Origin of the sequence: Streptomyces sp. DH41 (assembly GCF_029813785.1) — a bacterium.
Taxonomy (GTDB): domain Bacteria; phylum Actinomycetota; class Actinomycetes; order Streptomycetales; family Streptomycetaceae; genus Streptomyces.
On record NZ_JARVKY010000006.1, the window covers coordinates 335318 to 355183 of the forward strand.

19 protein-coding genes and 4 pseudogenes are annotated in these 19866 nt (G+C 69.3%); 12 read left to right on the forward strand and 11 right to left on the reverse strand.

The genetic code is table 11. The features are described from left to right. Positions 1 to 24: 24 nt before the first annotated feature. Together QC283_RS13220 and QC283_RS13225 are read right to left on the reverse strand one after the other, a co-directional pair. Entirely contained in the window at positions 25 to 2118 is a 2094-nt protein-coding gene (locus tag QC283_RS13220) for a serine/threonine-protein kinase (protein ID WP_279561674.1), read from the reverse strand. 41 nt (positions 2119 to 2159) lie between these two features. Beyond that, positions 2160 to 2978, reverse strand: a pseudogene (locus QC283_RS13225) (IS5 family transposase). A gap of 132 nt (positions 2979 to 3110) precedes the next feature. On the opposite strand from QC283_RS13225, the gene QC283_RS13230 reads away from it, so the two are divergent. The 5 genes from QC283_RS13230 to QC283_RS13250 all read left to right on the forward strand — a co-directional run bounded on the left by QC283_RS13230 (position 3111) and on the right by QC283_RS13250 (position 7625). Further along, positions 3111 to 3377: a hypothetical protein gene (locus tag QC283_RS13230; protein ID WP_279561675.1), complete on the forward strand. Its 267-nt coding sequence runs from the start codon at positions 3111 to 3113 to the stop codon at positions 3375 to 3377. Beyond that, positions 3377 to 4255: a hypothetical protein gene (locus tag QC283_RS13235; protein WP_279561676.1), complete on the forward strand. Its 879-nt coding sequence runs from the start codon at positions 3377 to 3379 to the stop codon at positions 4253 to 4255. Before QC283_RS13230 ends, QC283_RS13235 begins: the two co-directional genes overlap by 1 nt. 355 nt (positions 4256 to 4610) lie before the next feature. Further along, positions 4611 to 5033, forward strand: a complete 423-nt coding sequence (locus tag QC283_RS13240) for a hypothetical protein (protein WP_279561677.1) — start codon at positions 4611 to 4613, stop codon at positions 5031 to 5033. Next, entirely contained in the window at positions 5030 to 6604 is a 1575-nt protein-coding gene (locus QC283_RS13245) for a hypothetical protein (protein WP_279561678.1), read from the forward strand. The genes QC283_RS13240 and QC283_RS13245 overlap by 4 nt, the downstream gene beginning before the upstream one ends. 679 nt (positions 6605 to 7283) lie before the next feature. Beyond that, positions 7284 to 7625, forward strand: a complete 342-nt coding sequence (locus QC283_RS13250; RefSeq protein WP_279561679.1) for a hypothetical protein — start codon at positions 7284 to 7286, stop codon at positions 7623 to 7625. A gap of 2 nt (positions 7626 to 7627) precedes the next feature. Here QC283_RS13250 and QC283_RS13255 read toward each other — a convergent pair whose 3' ends face one another. Beyond that, a complete protein-coding gene (locus tag QC283_RS13255; RefSeq protein ID WP_279561680.1) occupies positions 7628 to 8347 on the reverse strand; it encodes an NUDIX hydrolase in 720 nt (239 codons plus the stop codon). 548 nt (positions 8348 to 8895) lie between these two features. Between QC283_RS13255 and QC283_RS13260 the strand changes: the two genes are divergently transcribed. From QC283_RS13260 to QC283_RS13275, 4 genes are all read left to right on the forward strand, one after another. Next, positions 8896 to 9348 (forward strand): hypothetical protein, encoded by a 453-nt coding sequence (locus QC283_RS13260; RefSeq protein WP_279561681.1) that lies wholly within the window; start codon positions 8896 to 8898, stop codon positions 9346 to 9348. A gap of 75 nt (positions 9349 to 9423) precedes the next feature. After that, positions 9424 to 9675, forward strand: a complete 252-nt coding sequence (locus QC283_RS13265) for a hypothetical protein (RefSeq protein ID WP_279561682.1) — start codon at positions 9424 to 9426, stop codon at positions 9673 to 9675. 84 nt (positions 9676 to 9759) lie between these two features. Next, positions 9760 to 10257: a transposase family protein gene (locus tag QC283_RS13270; protein ID WP_279561683.1), complete on the forward strand. Its 498-nt coding sequence runs from the start codon at positions 9760 to 9762 to the stop codon at positions 10255 to 10257. Between the two features lie 278 nt (positions 10258 to 10535). Next, the gene (locus tag QC283_RS13275) at positions 10536 to 11318 is read left to right on the forward strand and encodes a hypothetical protein (RefSeq protein WP_336620642.1); all 783 of its coding nucleotides are present in this window, start codon (positions 10536 to 10538) and stop codon (positions 11316 to 11318) included. A 685-nt stretch (positions 11319 to 12003) separates the two neighbouring features. Here QC283_RS13275 and QC283_RS13280 read toward each other — a convergent pair. The 6 genes and pseudogenes from QC283_RS13280 to QC283_RS13305 form a co-directional block, all read right to left on the reverse strand. Then, on the reverse strand, positions 12004 to 12579 hold the full coding sequence (locus QC283_RS13280) for an SUKH-4 family immunity protein (protein WP_279561685.1): 576 nt from the start codon (positions 12577 to 12579) through the stop codon (positions 12004 to 12006). 131 nt (positions 12580 to 12710) lie between these two features. Beyond that, positions 12711 to 12950: pseudogene (locus tag QC283_RS13285) on the reverse strand (transposase family protein); the annotation flags it as partial. A gap of 158 nt (positions 12951 to 13108) precedes the next feature. Continuing rightward, positions 13109 to 13459, reverse strand: coding sequence for a hypothetical protein (locus QC283_RS13290; RefSeq protein ID WP_279561686.1), 351 nt, complete (start codon positions 13457 to 13459; stop codon positions 13109 to 13111). A gap of 84 nt (positions 13460 to 13543) precedes the next feature. Further along, positions 13544 to 14368, reverse strand: a complete 825-nt coding sequence (locus tag QC283_RS13295) for an MBL fold metallo-hydrolase (RefSeq protein WP_279561687.1) — start codon at positions 14366 to 14368, stop codon at positions 13544 to 13546. Positions 14369 to 14735: 367 nt separating this feature from the next. After that, positions 14736 to 15299, reverse strand: a complete 564-nt coding sequence (locus QC283_RS13300; protein ID WP_279561688.1) for a hypothetical protein — start codon at positions 15297 to 15299, stop codon at positions 14736 to 14738. Between the two features lie 29 nt (positions 15300 to 15328). Further along, the gene (locus tag QC283_RS13305) at positions 15329 to 15736 is read right to left on the reverse strand and encodes a C40 family peptidase (protein ID WP_279561689.1); all 408 of its coding nucleotides are present in this window, start codon (positions 15734 to 15736) and stop codon (positions 15329 to 15331) included. A gap of 140 nt (positions 15737 to 15876) precedes the next feature. On the opposite strand from QC283_RS13305, the pseudogene QC283_RS13315 reads away from it, so the two are divergent. Together QC283_RS13315 and QC283_RS13320 are read left to right on the forward strand one after the other, a co-directional pair. Next, positions 15877 to 17467: pseudogene (locus QC283_RS13315) on the forward strand (SCO6880 family protein). After that, a complete protein-coding gene (locus QC283_RS13320; RefSeq protein ID WP_279561692.1) occupies positions 17460 to 17975 on the forward strand; it encodes a hypothetical protein in 516 nt (171 codons plus the stop codon). Before QC283_RS13315 ends, QC283_RS13320 begins: the two are co-directional and overlap by 8 nt. A gap of 363 nt (positions 17976 to 18338) precedes the next feature. Here QC283_RS13320 and QC283_RS13325 read toward each other — a convergent pair whose 3' ends face one another. Next, positions 18339 to 19148, reverse strand: a complete 810-nt coding sequence (locus tag QC283_RS13325) for a hypothetical protein (protein ID WP_279561693.1) — start codon at positions 19146 to 19148, stop codon at positions 18339 to 18341. A 101-nt stretch (positions 19149 to 19249) separates the two neighbouring features. Here QC283_RS13325 and QC283_RS13330 point away from each other — a divergent pair, with 101 nt between their 5' ends. Then, on the forward strand, positions 19250 to 19501 hold the full coding sequence (locus QC283_RS13330) for a hypothetical protein (protein ID WP_279561724.1): 252 nt from the start codon (positions 19250 to 19252) through the stop codon (positions 19499 to 19501). 92 nt (positions 19502 to 19593) lie between these two features. Here the strand turns inward: QC283_RS13330 and QC283_RS13335 are convergent. Next, positions 19594 to 19851, reverse strand: a pseudogene (locus QC283_RS13335) (ISAzo13 family transposase); the annotation flags it as partial. Positions 19852 to 19866: the final 15 nt, after the last annotated feature.

The following is a 19866-nucleotide window of genomic DNA, read 5'->3' on the forward strand; positions in this document are numbered from 1 at the left end:
GGAACACCGGTACAGGTGCGCCGCTCAGAAGCCGTGATGGACGATCCCGGCTTTCGGGACGGCGCCGTGCTCCAGGCCCTGAGCCTTGAGGATGTCCGCGTACTCACCGCTGGCGATCAGCTCGTCGAGGGCTTTCACGAGTGCGTCTCGCAGGGCGGTGTCCGAGCGGTCCACGGCCATGCCGAGGGGGATGTCATCGGTCATGTCGACCTTCGGCAGGTGTAGCTCGCCGTCGGAGTCTCGCGCTTGCCTGACGGCGAACGGGAGCTCGGTGATCCTTCCGTGCAGTGTGTCCGTACGGAGAGCCGCGTCGATCGAGTGCGGTCCGCACAGCTCGGCGGAGGTCTTCTCGACCGCCTCCTCGACGAAGCCGTGGTTCAGGAGTGAGAAGTTCTTACCGCAGAGGTCCGCCTTCGAGCTGATGTCCTGAGCCGTCTCCCACGGGGCGACGACGGCGTACCCGACATCGAAGTAGTGGATGAGGGCCATATCCTGCTCGTCCCCGTCAAGATCGTCCGGGCCGCCCGGCATGAGCACGTCGAAAGTCTCTGCGGGCGGGCCGGGGTCCACGTGGGTCTCGTTCTCCTGGTTCAGAAGGCCGCTGACCATCGCACTTGGGTCATCGACGTTGAAAAGCTCCACCTTCAAGCCGAGTTGATCACCGAGTGCGCGCGCCAGATCGGGGCCGATGGTGGGGGTGTCGCCGTCGGACGGGGGCACCGCGCCGTCATTCACCGCGATCTTCAGGATCCCCGGTTCCCAGAGGCCGAGTTTGTTCGGTCGGGCGCTGCCGCGGCTCGGGTTCGCCGACCCTTTCTCGTCATCGGACCGGCCTTCGACGAGGTAGACCGTCATTACCGTCAGTGCCAGTGCCAGTGCCGCCGACCCGACGGTCAGCCAGGTCCGCCGGCGGCGGAGCGAGGGGGAGGGCGACGAAGAGGGCGGTGCGGCAGTCGGCGTGCCGGGTTCGGACGCTGGGGCGGTGGTCCTGATGGTAGGGGCGGGCGGGTCGGCCTGCGGGAGCCGCACGGTCGGTCCCGTGCCCTCCGAGACGGCGGCCAGCATCGCGTCGAGCCGTTCGACCGAGGGCCGCTGCGCCGGATCGACGACGAGGAGTTCCGTCAGCACGGGGGCCAGAGCCCCGGCCCGGGCAGGCGGCGGTACCTCGCCGTCGAGGACGGCCGCCATGGTGGCGAGCGCGGTCGGGCGTCGCATGGGGCTGTGACCCTCGACGCAGACGTACAGCATGATGCCCAGCGACCAGAGGTCCGAGGCGGGGTCGTCGTCCTTGCCTCTGATGCGTTCGGGTGCGATGTACTCGGGCGTGCCGATGAGCTCACCGGTCGCGGTCAGCGTCGTGGACGCGCCCGTGGTGAGGGCCGGATCGGTCCGTTGGAGGGCGGCGATGCCGAAGTCGGTGAGCACCGCGTTGCCGTCCGGGCGCAGCAGCACGTTGGCGGGTTTGACGTCGCGGTGGCGGATGCCCGCGGCGTGCGCGGTACGCAGTGCGGCCAGCACCTGCCGGCCGATGCGCGCACCCTCCCGCGGCTCCAGCCGCGTCCCCTGGTCCAGGAGGTCCGCCAGGCTGCCGCCGGGCACCAGTTCCATCACGAGCCAGGGGAAGGAGCCCGCGGTGCCCTCCACTACGTGATGGATCGTCACCACGTGCGGGTCGCTGATCCGAGCCAGGGCACGGGCCTCACGCAGCACGCGTTCGCGCAGTACTCCGGAGGCTTCGGCACCCTCGGCAGCGAGCTCCGCAGCCGGTGGGGTGACTTGCTTGACGGCGACCTCGCGGTGCAGCACCAGATCACGCGCCCGCCACACGGTGCCCATTCCGCCGCTGCCCAGCCGCTCCATCAACTCGAAGCGCCCGTCTATGACTTCACCGCTCCGGCCCTCGATCATGTGCGCAGAATAGAGGGTCGTCCCTGCGCAGACCACGCGCACCCCGTGCTCGCCGACCTCGGTGGCCAGTTCGCGGCTGTAGGTGTTGAGCGCGGCCTTGGCGGCGGCGTAGGACGCCTCGGTGCGCTGAGGCAGGTGGCTGGCGATCGAGGAGACAGTCCGACCAGGAGGGGCAGGAGGATCGGGATGAGAATGACGGCCATGGGACAACCCTGCAGGTTCTCGCCGGTCTGTCGGGGTACTTAGAGGTCCTAACAAAGGCGTTGGACGTGCCGGTAGGTGATCAGGCAGACGGCGAGGCCGAGGAAACCTTCGTGAATGTCGTCGCGTCGTTCCCAGCGGACGCGCAGGCGGCGGAAGCCGTGGAGCCAGGCGATCGTGCGCTCGACGACATAGCGGAAGATACCCAGGCCAGTGCCGTGCGGCTCGCCTCTCTTCGCGATCACGGGGCGGATCCCTCGCTGCCAGAGCAGGCGGCGGTACTTGTCGTGGTCGTAGCCGCGGTCGGCCAGCAGTGCGTCGGGGCGTCGCCGGGGGCGGCCGGCCCGGCCCGCGACGGCGGGAATCTTGTCGAGCAGCGGCTCGAGTTGGGTGACGTCGCCCGCGGTTTCCGCCGGTCAGCGACACCGCGAGAGGGATGCCCTGTCCATCGACGATGAGGTGGTGCTTGCTGCCCGGCCGTGCACGGTCGACCGGGCTCGGCCCACTTTTGGGCCCCGCCGGGCAGCCCGCACGTGCGAGGAGTCGATCACCGCCCGCTCCCAGTCCAGTCGGTCCTTCGACCGCAGCCTCTCCAGCAACAGTGCATGCAGGCGGTCCCAGACGCCGGCCTCGTTCCAAGCCGCAAGGCGCCGCCAGCAGGTCATGCCCGAGCCGAAGCCGAGCTCCTGGGGCAGGTACTCCCATTGGATGCCGGTGTGCAGGACGAAGAGGATCCCGCACAGAGCCTGCCGGTCCGGCACCCGCGGTCTGCCCTCGACCTTCTTCGGTCCCGGCTTCGGCAGCAACGGCTCGACCAGCGACCACAGTTCATCCGACACAATCCACGGTCGCGACTGACGGTTTCCCATGACAAGACATACGAGACACCAGGCCAACAGTCTCATGATCAGCAGCTCTTGTTAGAGCCAGTTAGGCCTGGCGACGATCACGCATTTCGGCTCTGACGCTGATCTTGTGACCGCAGTCGGTACACATGAGGGATGGTCGTCGAGGAAGATGCGGGGATGATTGATCACGGCCCCGCCGTCCTTCCGGCGTTGGTATTCGACGAGGAGCACGTACCCGTGCTCGTCGGTGGCGCGGCGAGCGCCGGGCGCTTCATGGTGGGGGGCGCCACCATCGTCATAGGCCGGGCGGGGATGGTGATCATCGCGGAAGCGAGTGCCGCGCCCGCCAGGAGCGGTGTGTGGAGCGCTGACGAGGTCCGTCTGATCGGGCCCGCACCGGCCCGGTCACAGAGCGGCTGATGGGGTCGCCCTGGGGCACGGACGAAAGCTCGTGGCCGATCCACATCGCGGTTCGCCTCAAAGGAGAGGTCCTGTACCTGGGCACTGCCAAGCTGAGCCAGGCCGGCACATCCAACGGCGTTCTCACCGACTGCGAACTGCGCTTTGAAGCACCCTTGAGTCGACAACTCCTCAACCGGGTACGCCCACCGCTGCCCGCCGTGGACCTGCCGGGCCTGGAGTGGCTCAGAAACGTGAACGATGACCGTGCGGCAGCGCTGGAACAGTTCGTCATCGGCTGGTACTCCGCCGCAGGCGCCACCGAACCACCTGCCAACCGCTCTTCGTCGCGTCTGCCTGGTGGACTGAGGCAGCTGTACAGGCTCGCGAAGCAGCGGCCGGGTGCCCTCGGAACCCAGAACAGAATCCTGCCCGAGTCAGACCTGCACACCGACCATCTCGGGGAGATGCTTGTCTTCGGCGCCGAGAACCAGGGAGGCTTCTTCTGGTCACTCCTGTGGACGCTCGACGGACCTGAAGCCGATCCGACTGTCTGGTTCCGTGAATTCGACGAGGAACCAGCTGCCGAGCAGGAACCGCTCAGCGGCTTCCTGATCCAGTTCTCTCTCTTCGAGGCTTCCATGGGTGCCGACTACCTGGCCCTTCCGCGCAGACTTACGGCAACACAGGTCGCTCAACTCACCCAAGCACTGCACCTTGTACCCCTGCGTCCCTTCTGGCCCTGGGCACCCACCCACTTCTACGTGGCCCCCGGCCTCGTGGTGCGCGTGAGCAACGAGGGCGGTGAGGAATTCGCTGTCTGGGCCGGCGCCACCCACCGAAGCGCCCTGGAACCGCTGGCCGACCTGCCCGTCGACTGGATTCGCTTCGACGGCTGACGTCACAAGATCAGCGGCATAGCCCGTATCTCCCCATCGGCAGCGCCAGTCTCCTCGCTCGGACGCTCGCCCCTCGGGCCCACGACCGCGCTCGCCTCTCTGAACGGGCAGCTGGGGCGAAGTGGTGCCCGGCTGGTCAGTCCCAGTCGGATGGCGGCTGGTCGACTCGGCCGCCTGTGTGGGACGTGGGGATGTGGTCGGGCGCACCACCTGGCGCGCTCCCGTCCGTGTGGTTCTGCGATCCGCCGGTCATCCACAGGCCGCAGCCGTCGTTGATCCAAAGTGGGACCCTCGCGGAAAGCCGCAGCAGCCGCGCCGGCGGTGTGCGGCGAGGCCGACAGGAGGAATCACAGCGATGACGCAACCGACCATCACCGACCTCGCCACTGCCCTGGACGCCGACCAGGGCGACGCCGTGCTCGGCGCCGCCTGGGACGCCTTCGACGTCGTGGGCCGACTGGCGGACGTCCTCGCCTTCGACGAGGGCAGCGACGAGATGCAGGCCATGCTCGTCGGCATCAAGTGTGCGGGCGGCCGCCGCCTGCTGCCGCCGCCCGAGAACGGCCGGCCTCTGCAGACTCCGGCCGCGTCCCCCGTCAGCGCCGGGCTCGAGCCGTACGGGGAACTGCTGCGCCACGTCGGCGTGGCGCTGCGCCGGCTGGCTTCCGTACCGGAATACGCGGACGACGCGGAGCAGCTCAACCTCACGGCCGGCCACGCGGCAGCCGCCGCGAACCTCCTCATGACCGTCCGGCAGGACGGTGGCGGGGCCTCATGACCGTCACGCTCGGAGAGCTCTACGACGTTCTTCACCACAGCCTCGAACAAGTCACGGACGTGACTCTGCCCGGAGACGATGTCTTCGCGCACGCCCTCGCGATCAGACAGCTCGACACACTCGTCGGGCACGTGAACCTCTTGCTCGGCCGGCCGGGGGACCCCATCGACGCCGCTGCCGGCGACACCTTCGGCCACCTCCGCCACGCCCGCCGTGCGCTCGGCGGCGCCGCCCGCTGGCTGCCGCCGGTCGCCCCGGACAGCGCGGCGAACGACGGCATGCTCGGTGCCGCGGTCCAGGCCGGCGGAGCGGTCATCGACCTGATCCGCGGTCACCGCGACGGCACCGGTGCTCCGATCACCCCGTACGCGCTCGCCTTCACCACACGCTCCGCACAGGCGTACCACCTGCACCACGCCTCCAGGATTCTCCATTCCACGAGCCGGATCGTGCACACCGTCAACCAGAAGCTCGAGCACCGCAACGCCTCGGTCAGGCTCCAGACCGCTCACGCCTCCCTGCAGTACGCGTCGGTCCAGGCCCGGCACCACAGCGTCGACGCGGATCCGGCGCTGGCCGCCTTTCCCCAGGCTCTGCCGGTCATTCCGGTCCCCGCCCTTCCCACCGACCCGCTCACCCAGGCCGCCGACCGGATCCGGGACGACTGCGAGCAGCTTTCCCGCGCTGCCTACGAGACTCTCCACGGCCGTTCCGGTCAGCCCCTCAGCGGATCCGACCTCCAGTCGATCATCCGGTGGCGGTCCCTGGGCACCATGCTCGCCGGGCGACTCCTGGTGCAGGCCGCCGCCGAGGCGCCGAACGAGGAGGGCACGTCGCTCAGAAGATGCGCGGACGGCTTCCGAAGCGCCGGCCGAGCGTGGCGAGAGGTCCAGGAGCGCTGGGACCGCGTCGTCGACGTGGACGACCCCCGGGTCCGCCCCCGCCTGCCCCGGCCGAGCTACGAGATGATGCGCCGAGGCCAGATCTCCCGCATGCCGCGGGGAGCGGCCCCGCACTCGGCCGTGGAGATCGCACGCGCGTCAGTCCTCCGCGCGGGACGGCTCCTGTTCGGCGCCGACCGGGACCCCGACTCCGCGAGCGGCCCGCCCCGGACACGGCGGGCACCCGAGATCGTGGCCGACGCGGGAGGCGTCGCCGAACTGGCTCAGACCGTGTACCGCCTCACCGTCGCCGACTGGCGGATCGCGGTGGCCGCACCCCGGGCCGTGGCGGCCATCGAACACCGCCTGCTCACCGACGCCCCCGAACACCACCCCGCCGGCCACCCGTACCGCTTCTACCAGCTCCACGAACATCAACTGGACCGCCTTCGCACTCCGTTCCAGCATGTCTGCGCCGCTCAACAGGCCGCGGCACAGAGCCTGCTGTCCACCGCTGCGGCCATCGGCATGGACACCAGCCGCGCCGTCCTCGACGCGGCGGCTCATCGCCACATCACCGCCCGGACCTGGGCCCCGGTTCCTGCCGCGGCCCAGGCGGCGCAGGGCGCGATCGAGCGAGGGCCCGCCATGCCTGCGCCGGCCGCGCTCGGGAGAGGTGCCCGCCTGTGAGCCGACGCCCGCGCCACTCCGCTGCGGAGGCCAACGGCTCTCCCGCCTCCCGGCTCGGCTCTGCCGTGCTGCTACATGACGAACGGCAGCAGCCCTCGTATCCGCCGGCCGAACCGGCCGGCGAGTCCGCGCACGTACGGCAGCGGATCGCCCGCCACCCTCGAGGAGGGGGGCGCCGAGCGCGCCCTGGCACCCACGAAAGAGGAAGCCCGGCAACTCGCCATGCCCGACGCCGAGGCGGCGCCGGAGCCGTCCGGCGAAGAGGCGGTTCCCGACCCCGTCGCCACCGGTGGCGAACACCTGCGGGCCATCGCCGAGGCCGCCTTGCTCCGGGCACGGCCGGAGAATCGGCCCGGCGCCCGGGCGAAGCCGCCGACACCGGCGGAACGGAGCAACTCGCTGCGGGACCGCGCACTGGTCCAGGCCGCCGCCGCGCCCTCCCGGGAAGAGCGGGACCTGCCGCTGTGGACCGGCACCGACCTGCCGACCGGTAGCTGGAGCAAGAAGGGCGGAATCCTCCACGACGCCTACGGTGTCCCGCAGTGGCGGCTCAAAACGTCCCCGGCCCCGGCCTCCGGGACACAGACGCCCGCGAAAGCTCCCCCGAGAGCGGCCCGGCCGTCCCGGGAGCCGACACCTACGAACCTGGGCACTGGCCTGGGGCCCACCGGCCGCGTCGGTGTACTCCCGCACCGCCAAGGTCCACGAAACCCTGGGAGACCACCGGACCGCCGCCGAGCAGTACGCGCTGGCCGCCACGGCCCGCCCGGCCGACACCTACGCGCGTATCTTCGCCCTGGACCTGGTCGCGGGCGCGGAGATGCACCTCAAGCGCGGCAGCATCGAGCAGGCGTGCTCCACCTGGCACCGGGCCATCGACCACATGGGCGGTGTCCGCTCCGTCCGCACCCGAAAGGCCGTCTCCCGCATGCGCGGCGACCTCGCACGCTTCCGGGCCCGAGGCCTGCGGTGCGTGGCCGAGCTCGACGAACGGGGACGCGACCTCCTCGCCGGCGCCTGACCTCAGCGGGAACCGGAGAAGCGGCGGACGACCGGCTCCAGGTAGTCAGCGTGCGGACCGGCCAGACCGACCAGTTCGTCCGGTGAGCGCACCAGGGCGATGTCGTCGAGTTCGGGTTCGCGGCCCTGGGCGCGCTCGGCTGCCGCGACAGCGGCGAAGTCCGCGCGCAGTGATGCCTCAGGAAGGGCCGGGGCGAGGTAGGTCAGGCCGACACTGCCGTTCTCGCCGCGGGTGACGACCCACAGCCTCAGATCCTCGACGGCCGTGCCGATCCCCAACTCCTCGACGAGCTCTCGCGCGGCCTGGCCCGCCAGCGCCGACTCGTCCAGCACCGCCCCGTCCTGGGGCGGCTCCACAGACCCCCCGGGCAGCTGCCAGCGGCCCGGGGCGGTCGTCCAGGGCGACATCCTCGCCACCAGCACACGGCCGTCGTCCGTCGACTGGACGACGTTCACGAACAACGAGGGCAGAGCGGTGGCGCCGGGAACGCGACGCAGGGCGTAATGCCGGTAGGTCACACGCACCCAGGACAGACGCAGACTGCGCGGGCCCATGCGCTCCAGCCCCGCACACGCCACCACAGGTCCGTCGAAGAGGGCGGGGTTCGCCCGGACCGCCATGTCCCACACCCGGTCCCGGGCTTCAGCGTCCCTTGGCGCCAGCGGCGGCTCCGCGGCTTCGGCCAGCAGGAGCCGTTCCACGTCGAAGAGGTCAGTGCCCACGGGGGGGCAGTGTCCCGGTCACCGGCTCATCGTAGAACTCACTCCAGACTTGACCGCCGACTTCACGTACACGCGGTTCCGCGAGCACCTTGCCCGGAGGCCACGTTCTGTCCGTGACGAACGAGATGTCTCACGCCCCGATCCTGCACTCTGCCTGCCTGCCTGCCTGCCTGCCTGCCTTGCCCGGGACGCGGTCGCCAGGACGGACTACTTCGTTGGCAGACGCAGAGGGCGTAGCCATTCGGCGCCGGCGAACGAGCCGAGCTATGCGTCACCTCGTGCCCTATTTGCCGGAATCTGCAAAAGTCACTGAGAACACGTCTCTACGGCCATAGACTCGCATGTCAAACAGTCTGCTCCCCGCACCCGCGGGGATGGTCCCGCACAGAGCCTCCGCCAACTTGAATCCGCAGGTCAAAGGGCTGGTGTGACCGGTTCGCGGGGTGCTCACGCTGGTCGTGGGCGACTGTCTGAGGAGTAGATCGTCCGTCAGGGGGACCTGCCGGCTCCTGCTCTCTGGGGCCGGGGTTCCTTCTACGATCCGGTGTATGGATCCCGAACTGCTGGAACGGATCACCTCGCGGCGTGAGGAGCTGGACGAACTCGAAGAACGGCTGGCCAAGGAGTTGGCGGAGGTGCGGGCTGAGCGGGACGAACTCGCTGTGGCCGAACGGGTCCTTGACCGGGTGAGTGAACAGCTTGCCGACGAACGTGCCTCGGCCGCGCCAGCGCCTGGGCAAGTGGGTGGTCGCGCGGTGATGCTGATTCCGCACCGCGCGCCGGACGTGGAGGAGAACGCGCTCCCGCCGGACTATCAGCGCATTCTCTCCGTCGTGCGGCAGGCCGCCGGACCGGTCATGGCCCGGCAGGTCGGCGAGACGCTGGGGGCGGACGTCAGCGTGCGGTCCAAGCTGGAACCGCTGCGAGGGAAGCTGGTCAGGCTGACAGATCGCGGCTGGCTGCGGAAGATGCCCGACGGCCGGTTCACCACCCGCCTATAGCCAGGCACGCCACTACTTGGCGGTGCGGTGCGGTGCGGGCGTAACCGGGTTGCCCCCGGTGGCCGTTGGTGCTGTGTGACGAGAACCCATGAGCGCGCCGAGGACACCTGCCCGCTTGTCTACCAGTGCCGTCTGCCGCTGTCCACGAGCACCGTCAACCACCTCGCCGATCTGCTGCGACGCCACTTGAAGGCGATACGGTCCAGATGGCGGGCGCTGCCGCCCGGAAGGATCGCAGTGATCGTCCTGGCCGTACTGCGTCACGACCAGCGCCTGGCCGATCTGGCCGGCGGCAACAAGGTGTCCGAGTCCACCGTCCGCCGCTGACGCGACGAACTGATCGGACTGCTCGCCACCCAGGCGCCGCGCCTGGACCGCGCCCTGAAGAAGATCGCCAAACGGGGCGGGGAGGTGGTCCTGTTCGACGGCACCCTCATCCGCACCCAGCGCCGCACCGGGAGAGCCGACCGGCGCAACTACTCCGGCAAGCACCGCAGTCATGGCCTGCACTTCCTCGCCCTGACCGACGAGAGAGGCCGCCTGATCTGGATATCCGCCGCCCGGCCCGGCTCCACCCACGACAACACCGCCGCCCGCCACGACCACATCCTGGCCCACCTGCGCGCCGCCGGGCTCGGGGTGCTGGCCGACCTTGGCTTCCGCGGCCTGGACAACGACTTTCGCGACCCCGTGGTCGTTACCGGCTTCGCCGCCACCCGCACCCACAAGCTCACCCCGGGCCAGAAGGAAGCCAACCGTGTCCTCGCCGTCGGGCGTGCATCAGTCGAGCACGGCTTCGCCCACCTCAAGAACTGGCGGATCCTGACCAAGCTCCGTACCGATCCCGCCCGCGCCACCCACCTCCTGCGTGCACTGCTCGTTCTGACGAACCTGGAAGTCAACCGCTGAGACAACACTGCATGGAATTCCCGGCGACATCACCTTCGGTAGCCGCCCTCTGGCCAAGAACCCCGAGCGCGGCGTTGACTTGCTCGAACACCGCAACGGTCAAGTGAAGGGACACGGGCGTGCGCGCACGGGGCATCAACTACGACACAGGGTTCCTCCCAGGGGAAGAACTCTCCCGCAAGAGCTTCACCCCTGAGACGGTCCGGCAGGACATGGCGGTGATTTCCAGAGATCTCCACTGTGACGCCGTTCGTATCTCGGGACGAGAGCCTGAACGGTTGAGCATCGCTGCAAGACACGCTGCAGACGCCGGCCTTGAGGTCTGGTTCGCCCCCTTTCCCGTGGACCTTCCCCGCGACCAGTTGCTCCCGTTCTTCGCCGACTGCGCCGCTCGGGCCGAAGCCGTACGGGAGGCCGGCGCCGATGTGGTGTTCGTCGCCGGCTGCGAGATCAGCGCGTTCTGCGGCGGGTTCCTCCCGGGCGACACCTACGGCGACCGTATGCGGACCATGGCCGGCGCCGACATGGAGTGGTGGTCCTCCCTCGGACCGGTGCAGGAACGCCTCAACGACTTCCTCTCCCAGATCGCCGCGACCGTCCGTACCCACTTCGGCGGGCAGGTCACCTACGCCTCGGCTCCCTGGGAGTTCGTCGACTGGGGTGCGTTCGACCTCGTCGGCATCGATGCCTACCGGGCCGCCTACAACGCCGACAGCTTCCGTGACGAGCTGCGTGGGCACCTCGCCCACGGCAAGCCCGTCGCGGTGACCGAGTACGGAACCTGTGCCTACCAGGGCGCGGGAGAACGTGGCGGCATGGCCTGGCAGGTGCCGCACGGCGCGGTCCCGGACGAAGACGAGCAGGCGCGCTACCTCACCGAAATGCTGGACATCTTCGAGGACGAAGGCGTGGACACCGCGCTCTGGTTCACCTTCGCCGGCTACAGCAGGCCCGGGAAGCAAGACCTTGGCTCCTACGGCGTCGTCAGGATGCTCGACGAGAAGCGCTGGGAACCGAAGAAGGTATTCCACACGATGGCAGCCAGATACCAACGCGGCTGACGCCAAGACCTCCAGCCTTGACAGCACCCGCTCTACAGCCCCGATCATCCGTCACGCTGGGGTGCGGGGTGACGGATGATCTACTGCACAGACAGTCGTCCACGACCAGCGTGAGCACCCCGGGAGTTGGTCACACCGGCCCTTTGACCTGCGGATTCAAGTTGGCGGAGGCTCACAGCAGGTCATGGGCGACATGGCCGCAGGCTGCTCCCCGCACCCGCGGGGATGGCCCCGTCGCCTGGCTTCTATGTCATCGGCGCGATCGTGGCGGGCTGGGCACGCGGGCAGAGCAAGGTGGACGGGCGCAGGAGCCGAGTTGCTTTGGCCGTCGCCTGTTATCAGCGGCGGCCCGTACGTGAGGCCTGACAGCCGGCACTTCGCCGGCCGGTGACCAAGAGGTCGTGAGTCACAACGATCTGCCGTCCAAGAGCACGGACTATGAGCTGGCCGCTGGCGGCGTTTCGGTGAATGTATTACTGCGCAGCCGACGGCAGGTGATGGCGCCGGACTCGACGCTGCGTCTCAGGCCGGCAGACAGGTGGACCTGACGCCCACCTCCCAGCCGTGTAGTTGGACCGCGAGGGCGGCCGAGGGAGAGACCCGAGCGGCGGCAGAGCCCTGGGCCGACGGCATGAGCCAGGCCGAGGCTTGGGAAAGGAGGTGCCGCTCGTCGTCGGTCTCCGTGTCAGCCCCACATTCCGAAGCCGATTTCTTCGAAGAGCCTGCTCCACTCACTGTCTTCATCGGCGAAAGGAGTTTCGTCGACCTGGGAGATCTGCTGTCTGACGCGCTCCACGACGCGCGCGCGTTCGTTTTCTTCGCCCACCGGAAGCCCCTTGTATTCACTCTTTCCCTGCTCCAGGGCGATGAGGGAGTGAACGAATGAGGAGGTATCCGTGTTCATGGCGGTGTAATTCTCTTCCCCTTCGGGGAAGGAGTAGATTCGTCCATCGCTCGGGTCAATGGCGATCGTTGCGTAGTTGAAGACTCCCAGAATCTCCCACCCTTCGGATTCGGGCGGACATTCGGCGCCGTCTGCCTCGAACGCGGTCTTCAGGGTCGGCCTGCCGTCGATTCTTTCCAGGGACTCGTCTTCGAGGTCCAGGCGGCTCGAGAAGAACGAACTTTCTGGCAAGCCGACATCTGAGAGGAAGTGCGCGACCTCGCTTCGCATGTGGCTGTCAGCGGAACGAGGGAAGTAGGTGACGCAGGTAAGGCCGAAGCTGTCGACCACCTGACGTGGTGTGATGCTGATCAACAATTCCGTGTCTCCTGCTAAGGGTGCCCTTGATTCTTGTGCGCGCGTTCCAGGTCCCTCATATACTCGCGGTGCTCCTTATCTCTGCCGTTAGTTCTGTCTTTTTGGTCGTAGTCATTGAGCGTTTTCCAACCTCACGCTGATGCGTGGTGAAGGACGACTACTGCCTTCACGACGTTTGTGATGCGGTTGGTGCTGCATCGGAGTTTCCGCAGGAGTCGCCAGCCCTTGAGGGTGGCTATGGCCTGCTCGCCAAGGCAACGGATCTTGGCGTGGGTGGTGTTGTGGCGGTGCTTCCACTGCTTGAGGCAACGGCCCCGAAACGGGACCCGGACGTGCCCGCCGGCTCCTTGGTACGCCTTGTCCGCCCAGCACCGAGGCTAGTGCCACATCAGGCAACGTTTGCCCTGTTGCGACGTGACGTACCGTTCGAATGCCGGCTCGGGCGGCGAGGTGTAGGCAATGCGGTTGGTAGAACGAGTACGCGCCACGCGAGACCGATAACGCTGAAGCGTGACGCCTGCTGGTTCCACTACCGACGGGCGGTTTCCTGCACGCTGAGCAGCAATCCGTCCTCCATCACGGCAGTCACCACCCGCACGTCCACGACGGAACCGTCCACGATGTGGCGCTCCAGGAATCGGTACACCCCGAGGGTAATGCTGGTGACTCCCTCAACCTGGATCGACAAACCAGGCTGGCTGCCGCCCGCACCGCGCAGGGATTCTCTCAGCGTCTCAAGGTCGAGGATCGCTCCACTTGTCGTCACGAGCACGAAGGACTCGTGGTGTGCGCCCAGAAATGCGTCGAGGCTTTCGGCCTCTCCGTCCCTCAGCCACGCAGTCAGCTGGTCATGGTGTCGGGCCAAGAAGTTCTCGTTCATCCCCCAACTGTGGCAGTTGATGCCTACCGTCCGACGGGCAGGGAGCGGTATCACACCCAGGGCGAACGTTGCCTGATGCGGCACCTAGCCAGGCGTCCCGTCGCGCTTTCTTCGGCGGGCGAGGTTTCGGGCCTGCCCTTCGTGGATGTTGCTTGCCCACTCCCAGCCGGGTTTGGGCGATACGACCCGTGGGTCGCTGGACACCCGGGCGTCACGTAGGTCCTCCACGTACGCTCGATCCAGCTTGATCCTTGCGCGTACCTCCTCATCTCTGGCGAGGGACCCATGTCCGGGGATGAGGACATCGACGTCGTCCGCTACGCCCTCGAGCAGCCCCAGCCCGACCAGGTAGTCCTCAACCGGGTCAACGGTGTCGTCGAGCATGGGAACGAAGACGTCGGAGAGCATGTCGCCGGCGATGAGAACTCGGCGTTCTTCGATCAACAGGGCCGCATGGCCCGGGGCATGCGCCGGATGCTCGATGATCCACACCTTGGGGCCGTCCCAGGGAAGCTGCGCGGTTTCAGCAGGCAGACCAGTGATCAGGCCGTAAAGGTCGAGCGGTGTGTCCTCGGCGATTTCCGACGGCAGCCCCTCGGCGACGCCGGTCTTCCAGTCCGCGTTCGACAACACATCCTGCATGAAGTCCGCGCAGCGGGCTGTTCCGTAACGAGGCGCTTCGCCGAGTTCGGCGTGCCAGAGCACGTGATCCCAATCAGGATGCGTCGAGAACCCTGCCACCACGGGCTGGCCCAGCTCTCGAAGGTCGTTCGCCAGGCAGGTCATTTCGGCACCGGTAATGCCGGCGTCTACGAGTAGCACGCCGTCCCTGCCCTGCACGACAACGGTGTTGTTCTCGAGCAACTCACTCTGGTGGATCAGCACACCCTCGGCGACTTGCTTCAGCATGGGTCCCTCCCCGTTTGATGCCCGCACCCTGCCAGAGGGTCTGGCGCAGCAACACAACCGGACGGGGGCGCGTGATGGCGACTCTGCGGCGAGACCGTCCACGGAGGCTTCTTCAGGCGCCAACCCGCGTCAGCTGAGGACCCGGAGATGGCATTTCAGGTTGGAAGAGGCTCACTGATGGCTTCAGCCGATGCCGGCATCGCGGACGATGAGCCTGTCCGAGCACCACAAGCAGCGGGCGTCGGGTATCTGCGCTCCCCGCGCCCGCGCGAGGACGATGGTCCCTCGGGGTGCGGACCACCGCGGGTCGCCCCGGCCTTCTCCCCGTCCCCGCACACGGTCGCCCCGCCCGGATTCTCCGAGGAGATCACGCGTCGTTCGGCTGCGACGATGCGGTGGCGGCAGGGGAAGGCAGGGCGAGGACGTACAGCCGTTCCCGGATGTGCCGTACGAGAGGGGAGTCGAGGCCGTGGATGTCGCCGGCGATCGTCAGCAGGCCGGCGCCCAGGCGCTGCCGGTCGGCTTCCGTCGGTACGGCCCGCCACAGGCTGTAGGCGCGGCGGGTGGCCGCTTCGACGTCGGGGTGCCCGGGGCCCTGGATGGTGACGCGCAGCTGTGCGGCGTGCAGGTACCAGGACAGGCCCGACGGGTGGTCGCCGGCGAGGGCGGCGAGGTAGCCGCGTACCTCGCGGACCTGGACGGTGTGCAGGTGCGGTTCGCCGTACTCGCCGGTGACGTCGAGGTCGAGCCGGGCCGCGAGGGCGGCGGCGTCCGGCAGGTGTCCGGTCCGGGCGGTCTCGGCGATCTCGCCGAGCCGGGCGCGCAGTGTCTCGGGCGCAAGCCCGGACGGGGCAGGCGCGGTGCCGGGCGCGGGTGTGTCCCAGAACTCCGGCGTCACCGTCCCCCAGGGGCGGTAGGTCGGTTCGGGCATGGTCGGGCTCTCCTGCCGTGGTGCGGGGTTCACCGGTCCACCACACGGCGGACCTCGGTGATGCGGGTCAGGTGGCTGGTGCTGTCGCGCCAGCTGTCGTACGTGACGAGACGGGTCGTCAACCCGCTGCGCGGTGCCTCGATGATCAGGCCGTGGCCGATGTACATGCCGACGTGCCCGGGCCGCGCGTCCGAACCGGCGGACCCCGGGTTGAACACCAGGTCGCCCGGCTCGGGCCTGTCGATGCCGATCCGGGTGCCGGTGTCGGCCTGGTCGTAGGTGGTCCGCGGGATGCTCACCCCGGCCGTCCGGTAGGCCTGCTGCATCAGGGAGGAGCAGTCGCACCAGTGGGCCGGGTTCTCGCCCAGCGCGTCGGTGCAGTCGCCGCCCAGCCGGTACCGGCCTCCTCGCTGCTTCAGCGCCCACGACACGGCCACGCGTACCTCTTTCGGCGTTCCCTCGGGCAGTTCGTACCCGGCGGGCAGACTGCCGTCCTCGCTCGGTGCGGGGGATCGGACGGGTACTGGGTCTGAGCGCCGATGACTGGGTCCGTCTCGCAGTAAGGCATCAGATCAACGTGGCCACCAGGCGCAACATCTTCCTGTCCGGGGCGTTCGCTCCCCGCTCCAAGACGACCGGGCAGCAGCCGACGGACCTGCCGGGCGTACTGGCCCGGCTCCGCTTCCTGGAGGCCCCCGACGGCCTCGGCGGCACCCTGGGCGTCTCCCACGACCCGGTCGCGGGCACCTACACCGCCGTCGCCCGGATCACCTTCCCCGGCCTGGCCCTCGTCGACAGCGACCGGCAGACCGCCCGGGTCGCGGCCTGGGCGGGCTTCCTGCGCGGCTTCTGCACCGAGGACTCGCCGATCGTCCGGATCGCCGTGCACCAGCGGTGCCTGCCCGACGACGGCGCGGCGCTGCGCTCCTGGACCGGCCGGCACCTCGCGGCGGACGCCCCCAAGGAGGCCGTCGCCGCGCTCACGGAGCTGATGGAGGGCGCCGGCCCGGCTGCCACGCCGCGAGACCTATCTGGCCGTCACCCTGTCCGTGCCCAGGGCCCGGCCGGCCGTCAAGGGTGCCGGCGGCGGCCAGGTCGGCGCCGCCGCGGTCCTGGTGCGCGAGCTGCACGCGATGCACGGCTCCCTGTCCTCGGCGAGCCTGCAGGTCGTCGAATGGCTCACCCCGCGCGCCCTGGCCCACGTGGTGCGCACCGCGTACGACCCGGAGGCCCAGCTGATGCTCGCCACCCGCAACTCCGCCGCCCAGGCGCCGGACTGGCAGGGCCTGGAGCCCGGCGTGGCCCCTGAACTGGCGGGCCCGGCGTATGCCGAGACCGACTGGGGCACCTACCGCCACGACGGCGCGTGGACCGTCTCCTACCAAGTCCGCACCTGGCCGCAGACAGACGTGTACGCCACCTTCCTGCAGCCGATGCTCAGGCCCCGGCAGAACGCCCGCCGCAGCCTGAGCATCGTCTACGAGCCGATCGGGCCGCGCCGGGCCCGTCAGGACCTCGCCCGTGAGAAGGCCAAGCGGGAAGCCGCCCGCAAACTGCGCGCCAGGACCGGCCAGGACGAGTCCGCCGACGAGCTGCTCGAGTCCCAGAAGGCCAGGGCACAGGACGTCGCCCGCGCCATGGGCCAGGGCGTGGTGCGGCTGACCGCGGTGCTCGCCGTCACCGTCACCGACCCGGGCGAGCTGGAGACCGCCTGCGCCGAGCTGCAGGCGGACGCGGCCGCCTCCGGACTGGAGCTGCGGCGCATGTGGGGTGCCCAGGACGCCGGTTTCGCGGCCGCCGCGCTGCCGTTGGGGCAGGGCCTGCCGGACCGGAGGAGATCGGATTCTGATGCCGTCGTTCATGCCGTGGTCGAAGTCCAAGTCATCGTTGATGTCGTCGTCGATGCCGTCAGTGATGCCGTCGTCGGTGCCGCCGTTGTTCAAGCGCCGCGACGCAGGCGACACCTTCCTGAAGGAGTCCGCGTTCGGCGCGGCCACCGGCCTGGAACAGCGACCCGCTTCACCGCGATCGCCCAGTACTCCAACCAGCCACCGGTCAAGGCGAGAATGCGGCTGACGTTCCGCGACCGCGACCTCAAACGGCTGCTCGCGGCGCCCCGGCCCGCCGAGGCGGCGCGACCCGCGAGGGAGGAAGCCGGCCGTGGCTGACTTCCTGGACAACCCGGCGTCCCTGTGGCCCACCGTGCCGCCGGCGCCACCCGAAGCGCCACCGCGCCGCTGGGTGTGGTCGGCCATGCCACCGTCCGAACGGCAGGACCGGCTGCGTGAACTGCGCACCTGGGTCCAGTGGCTGCGCCACACCGCCGAGCTGCACAACGACATCCCGCCCTGCTGGTACCGGCACCGCTGGGCGCGGGAGATGCTCACCGCCCTCTACTTGGGCTGGCTGCGCACCTACGAGAGCGAGAAGACTTCGGGGCGGGAGCTCGCCGAGGCGGAATGGATCAACACACTCCACGCTTTCAGGCCGCACATGAGACTCCCCGCCTGTGTCGGCGGCCACCAGGAGCCTCCCCTGCCTCCGCCGCCGGATCCGGGAGCCGACGAGGAATGGGAGCTGTACCTGGCCACCTCCGCCGACACCACCGACCCGGCGACGCACCCGGCCGAGGCGGAGATGCGGCGGATCGCCGCCGAGCTGGACCCGCCGCTGTAGCGGTGCGCGTGCCCGGCGGCCGGTGGCCGGTGACCGGGTGGTGCGGCGACGCGGGGGAGAGGGTGTCGAACACGGGAGAGACCGGGGGCGCGCACAGGGACCGCCACCCGTCCGGTGGAGCAGCTGAGACCACAGGGCACAGTCAGCCTGGAAGGCCCGTCCCACGGCGGACCTCAATCGGCCGTCCCACGGCGGACCTCGGTCTGGGAGCGGATGGCCGGCGGGGATGTTCAGGGAGAGGAAGTGGAACGGCCCTCTCGCGAGGCGGTCGGCCAGGGCATGACCCGCCTCAACGCCGGCGGTGCCCGGCCGGGGCCCACCGAGGCGTTGGTGGATGGTCGCCAGGGCCTTCTCTCGACGTGGTCAGTACGCCCCGATCGACCAGAAGACGCCCACCTCGTCGTCGGACACCGCGATCAGGCCCAGGTCCTCGAAGAGGTCGAGGCCGTTGAGGTACTCGAAGGTGATGAAGCCGTGGGATCCGGTGCCCTCAAGGCCCGCTGCGAGGAAGTCCGGTGCCGGGTCGGAGGCGGCCGCCGTCGCGTTGGTCCAGTAGCTCGCGGCGGGACCGTACCGGTCGAGCAGGGTTCGGGCGTCCGCCAGCACGGCGTCCCGGTCCGGGCGGGAGCGGACAGGGGCGAGTTCCGACTGCCATTCCTCGGCCATGATGGCGAGCGCGGTGACCGCCGCTTCTGGCTCCAGGGGATACAGGCGGCTGGGCAGCACTGACGCGTCCGGAGGGTCGAAAGGGTACGCGGGCACCGTGTGACGGGCGGTGTTGGTGCGGTCCGGGTCCAGCCGGACCCAGCCCCGGGGGTCGGGGACCGACCGGTGCAACACGGCGCGGACGTCGTGCGCCCAGTCCTCGTACCGCCGAGGACCGGTGGCGACGAAGGTGTACGTGTCGTCGAGCAGCCGCAACGCCGCCGCGTTCCAGGAACACCGACGGGAGCGGAACTCCAGCAGCAGGCCGCCGACCTGACGCACGAAGACGTCGGCCGGCTCCTGGGGGATGTTCTGGAGCTGGTCGAAGGCCCAGCGGACGAGCTCGCCCCCTCCTTCCGCTGCGAGGCGGACCGGCTCCTGCGGGAGCGGGAGGCCCGTCCCGCCCCGTAGCGCCTCCAGGTGCGCATCGAGCAGGTCCAGGGCGGTGCGGTCGTCAGGCAGGGGCATCTCGCTACTTTAGGCCTGTCGACGATCACGTATTTCGGCTCTGGCGCTGATCTTGTGAGGGCCAGACGGCAGACATGGGGGATGGCCAGTGGTGGTCGAGGATGATGCGGATGATTGATCAGGGACCCGCCGTCATTCCGGCGCTGGTATTCGATGAGGAGCACGTATCCGTGCTCGTCGGTGGCACGGCGAGCGGTGGGCGCTTCATGGTGGGGGGTGCCACCATCGTCATGGGCCGGGCGGGGATGGTGATCATCGCGGAAGCGAGTGAGGCGCCCGCCAGGAGCGGTGTGTGGAGCGCTGAGGAGGTTCGTCTGATCGGGCCCGCACCGGCCCGGTCACAGAGCGGCTGATGGGGCCGTCCTGGGGCACGGACGAAAGCTCGTGGCCGATCCACATCGCGGTTCGCCTCAAAGGAGAGGTCCTGTACCTGGGCACTGTCGGTCGCCTTCTTCCGGCCTCCGCCCGCTCGGCGGACCCGACCCAATGGGGCCTGGCCGGACTCCAGTTCAGCCACACCGCGCGAGACCATGCCCTCCCGGACCCCGGCCGCAGCGGCAACGAGCCTGATCCCGCCATGCCCCAACGACCGGGCCTCCGCCCCTATGGCAAGCCGGCGCTGACGCTCATCCAGATGCGGCAACAACGTCTGGAACTTCGCAGCCAGGACGGCCTCGATCCCCTCCGGTTTCCCTCTCCCCATACCAGAACAACGATC

Bases quoted from the DNA above. Each gene is read 5' to 3' on its own strand.
- QC283_RS13230 (WP_279561675.1), top strand. From the start codon at position 3,111: ATGGTCGTCGAGGAAGATGCGGGGATGATTGATCACGGCCCCGCCGTC.
- QC283_RS13240 (WP_279561677.1), top strand. From the start codon at position 4,611: ATGACGCAACCGACCATCACCGACCTCGCCACTGCCCTGGACGCCGAC.
- QC283_RS13290 (WP_279561686.1), bottom strand. From the start codon at position 13,459: ATGAACGAGAACTTCTTGGCCCGACACCATGACCAGCTGACTGCGTGG.
- QC283_RS13330 (WP_279561724.1), top strand. From the start codon at position 19,250: ATGATGCGGATGATTGATCAGGGACCCGCCGTCATTCCGGCGCTGGTA.
- QC283_RS13260 (WP_279561681.1), top strand. From the start codon at position 8,896: ATGGATCCCGAACTGCTGGAACGGATCACCTCGCGGCGTGAGGAGCTG.
- QC283_RS13295 (WP_279561687.1), bottom strand. From the start codon at position 14,368: ATGCTGAAGCAAGTCGCCGAGGGTGTGCTGATCCACCAGAGTGAGTTG.
- QC283_RS13300 (WP_279561688.1), bottom strand. From the start codon at position 15,299: ATGCCCGAACCGACCTACCGCCCCTGGGGGACGGTGACGCCGGAGTTC.
- QC283_RS13325 (WP_279561693.1), bottom strand. From the start codon at position 19,148: ATGCCCCTGCCTGACGACCGCACCGCCCTGGACCTGCTCGATGCGCAC.
- QC283_RS13245 (WP_279561678.1), top strand. From the start codon at position 5,030: ATGACCGTCACGCTCGGAGAGCTCTACGACGTTCTTCACCACAGCCTC.
- QC283_RS13235 (WP_279561676.1), top strand. From the start codon at position 3,377: ATGGGGTCGCCCTGGGGCACGGACGAAAGCTCGTGGCCGATCCACATC.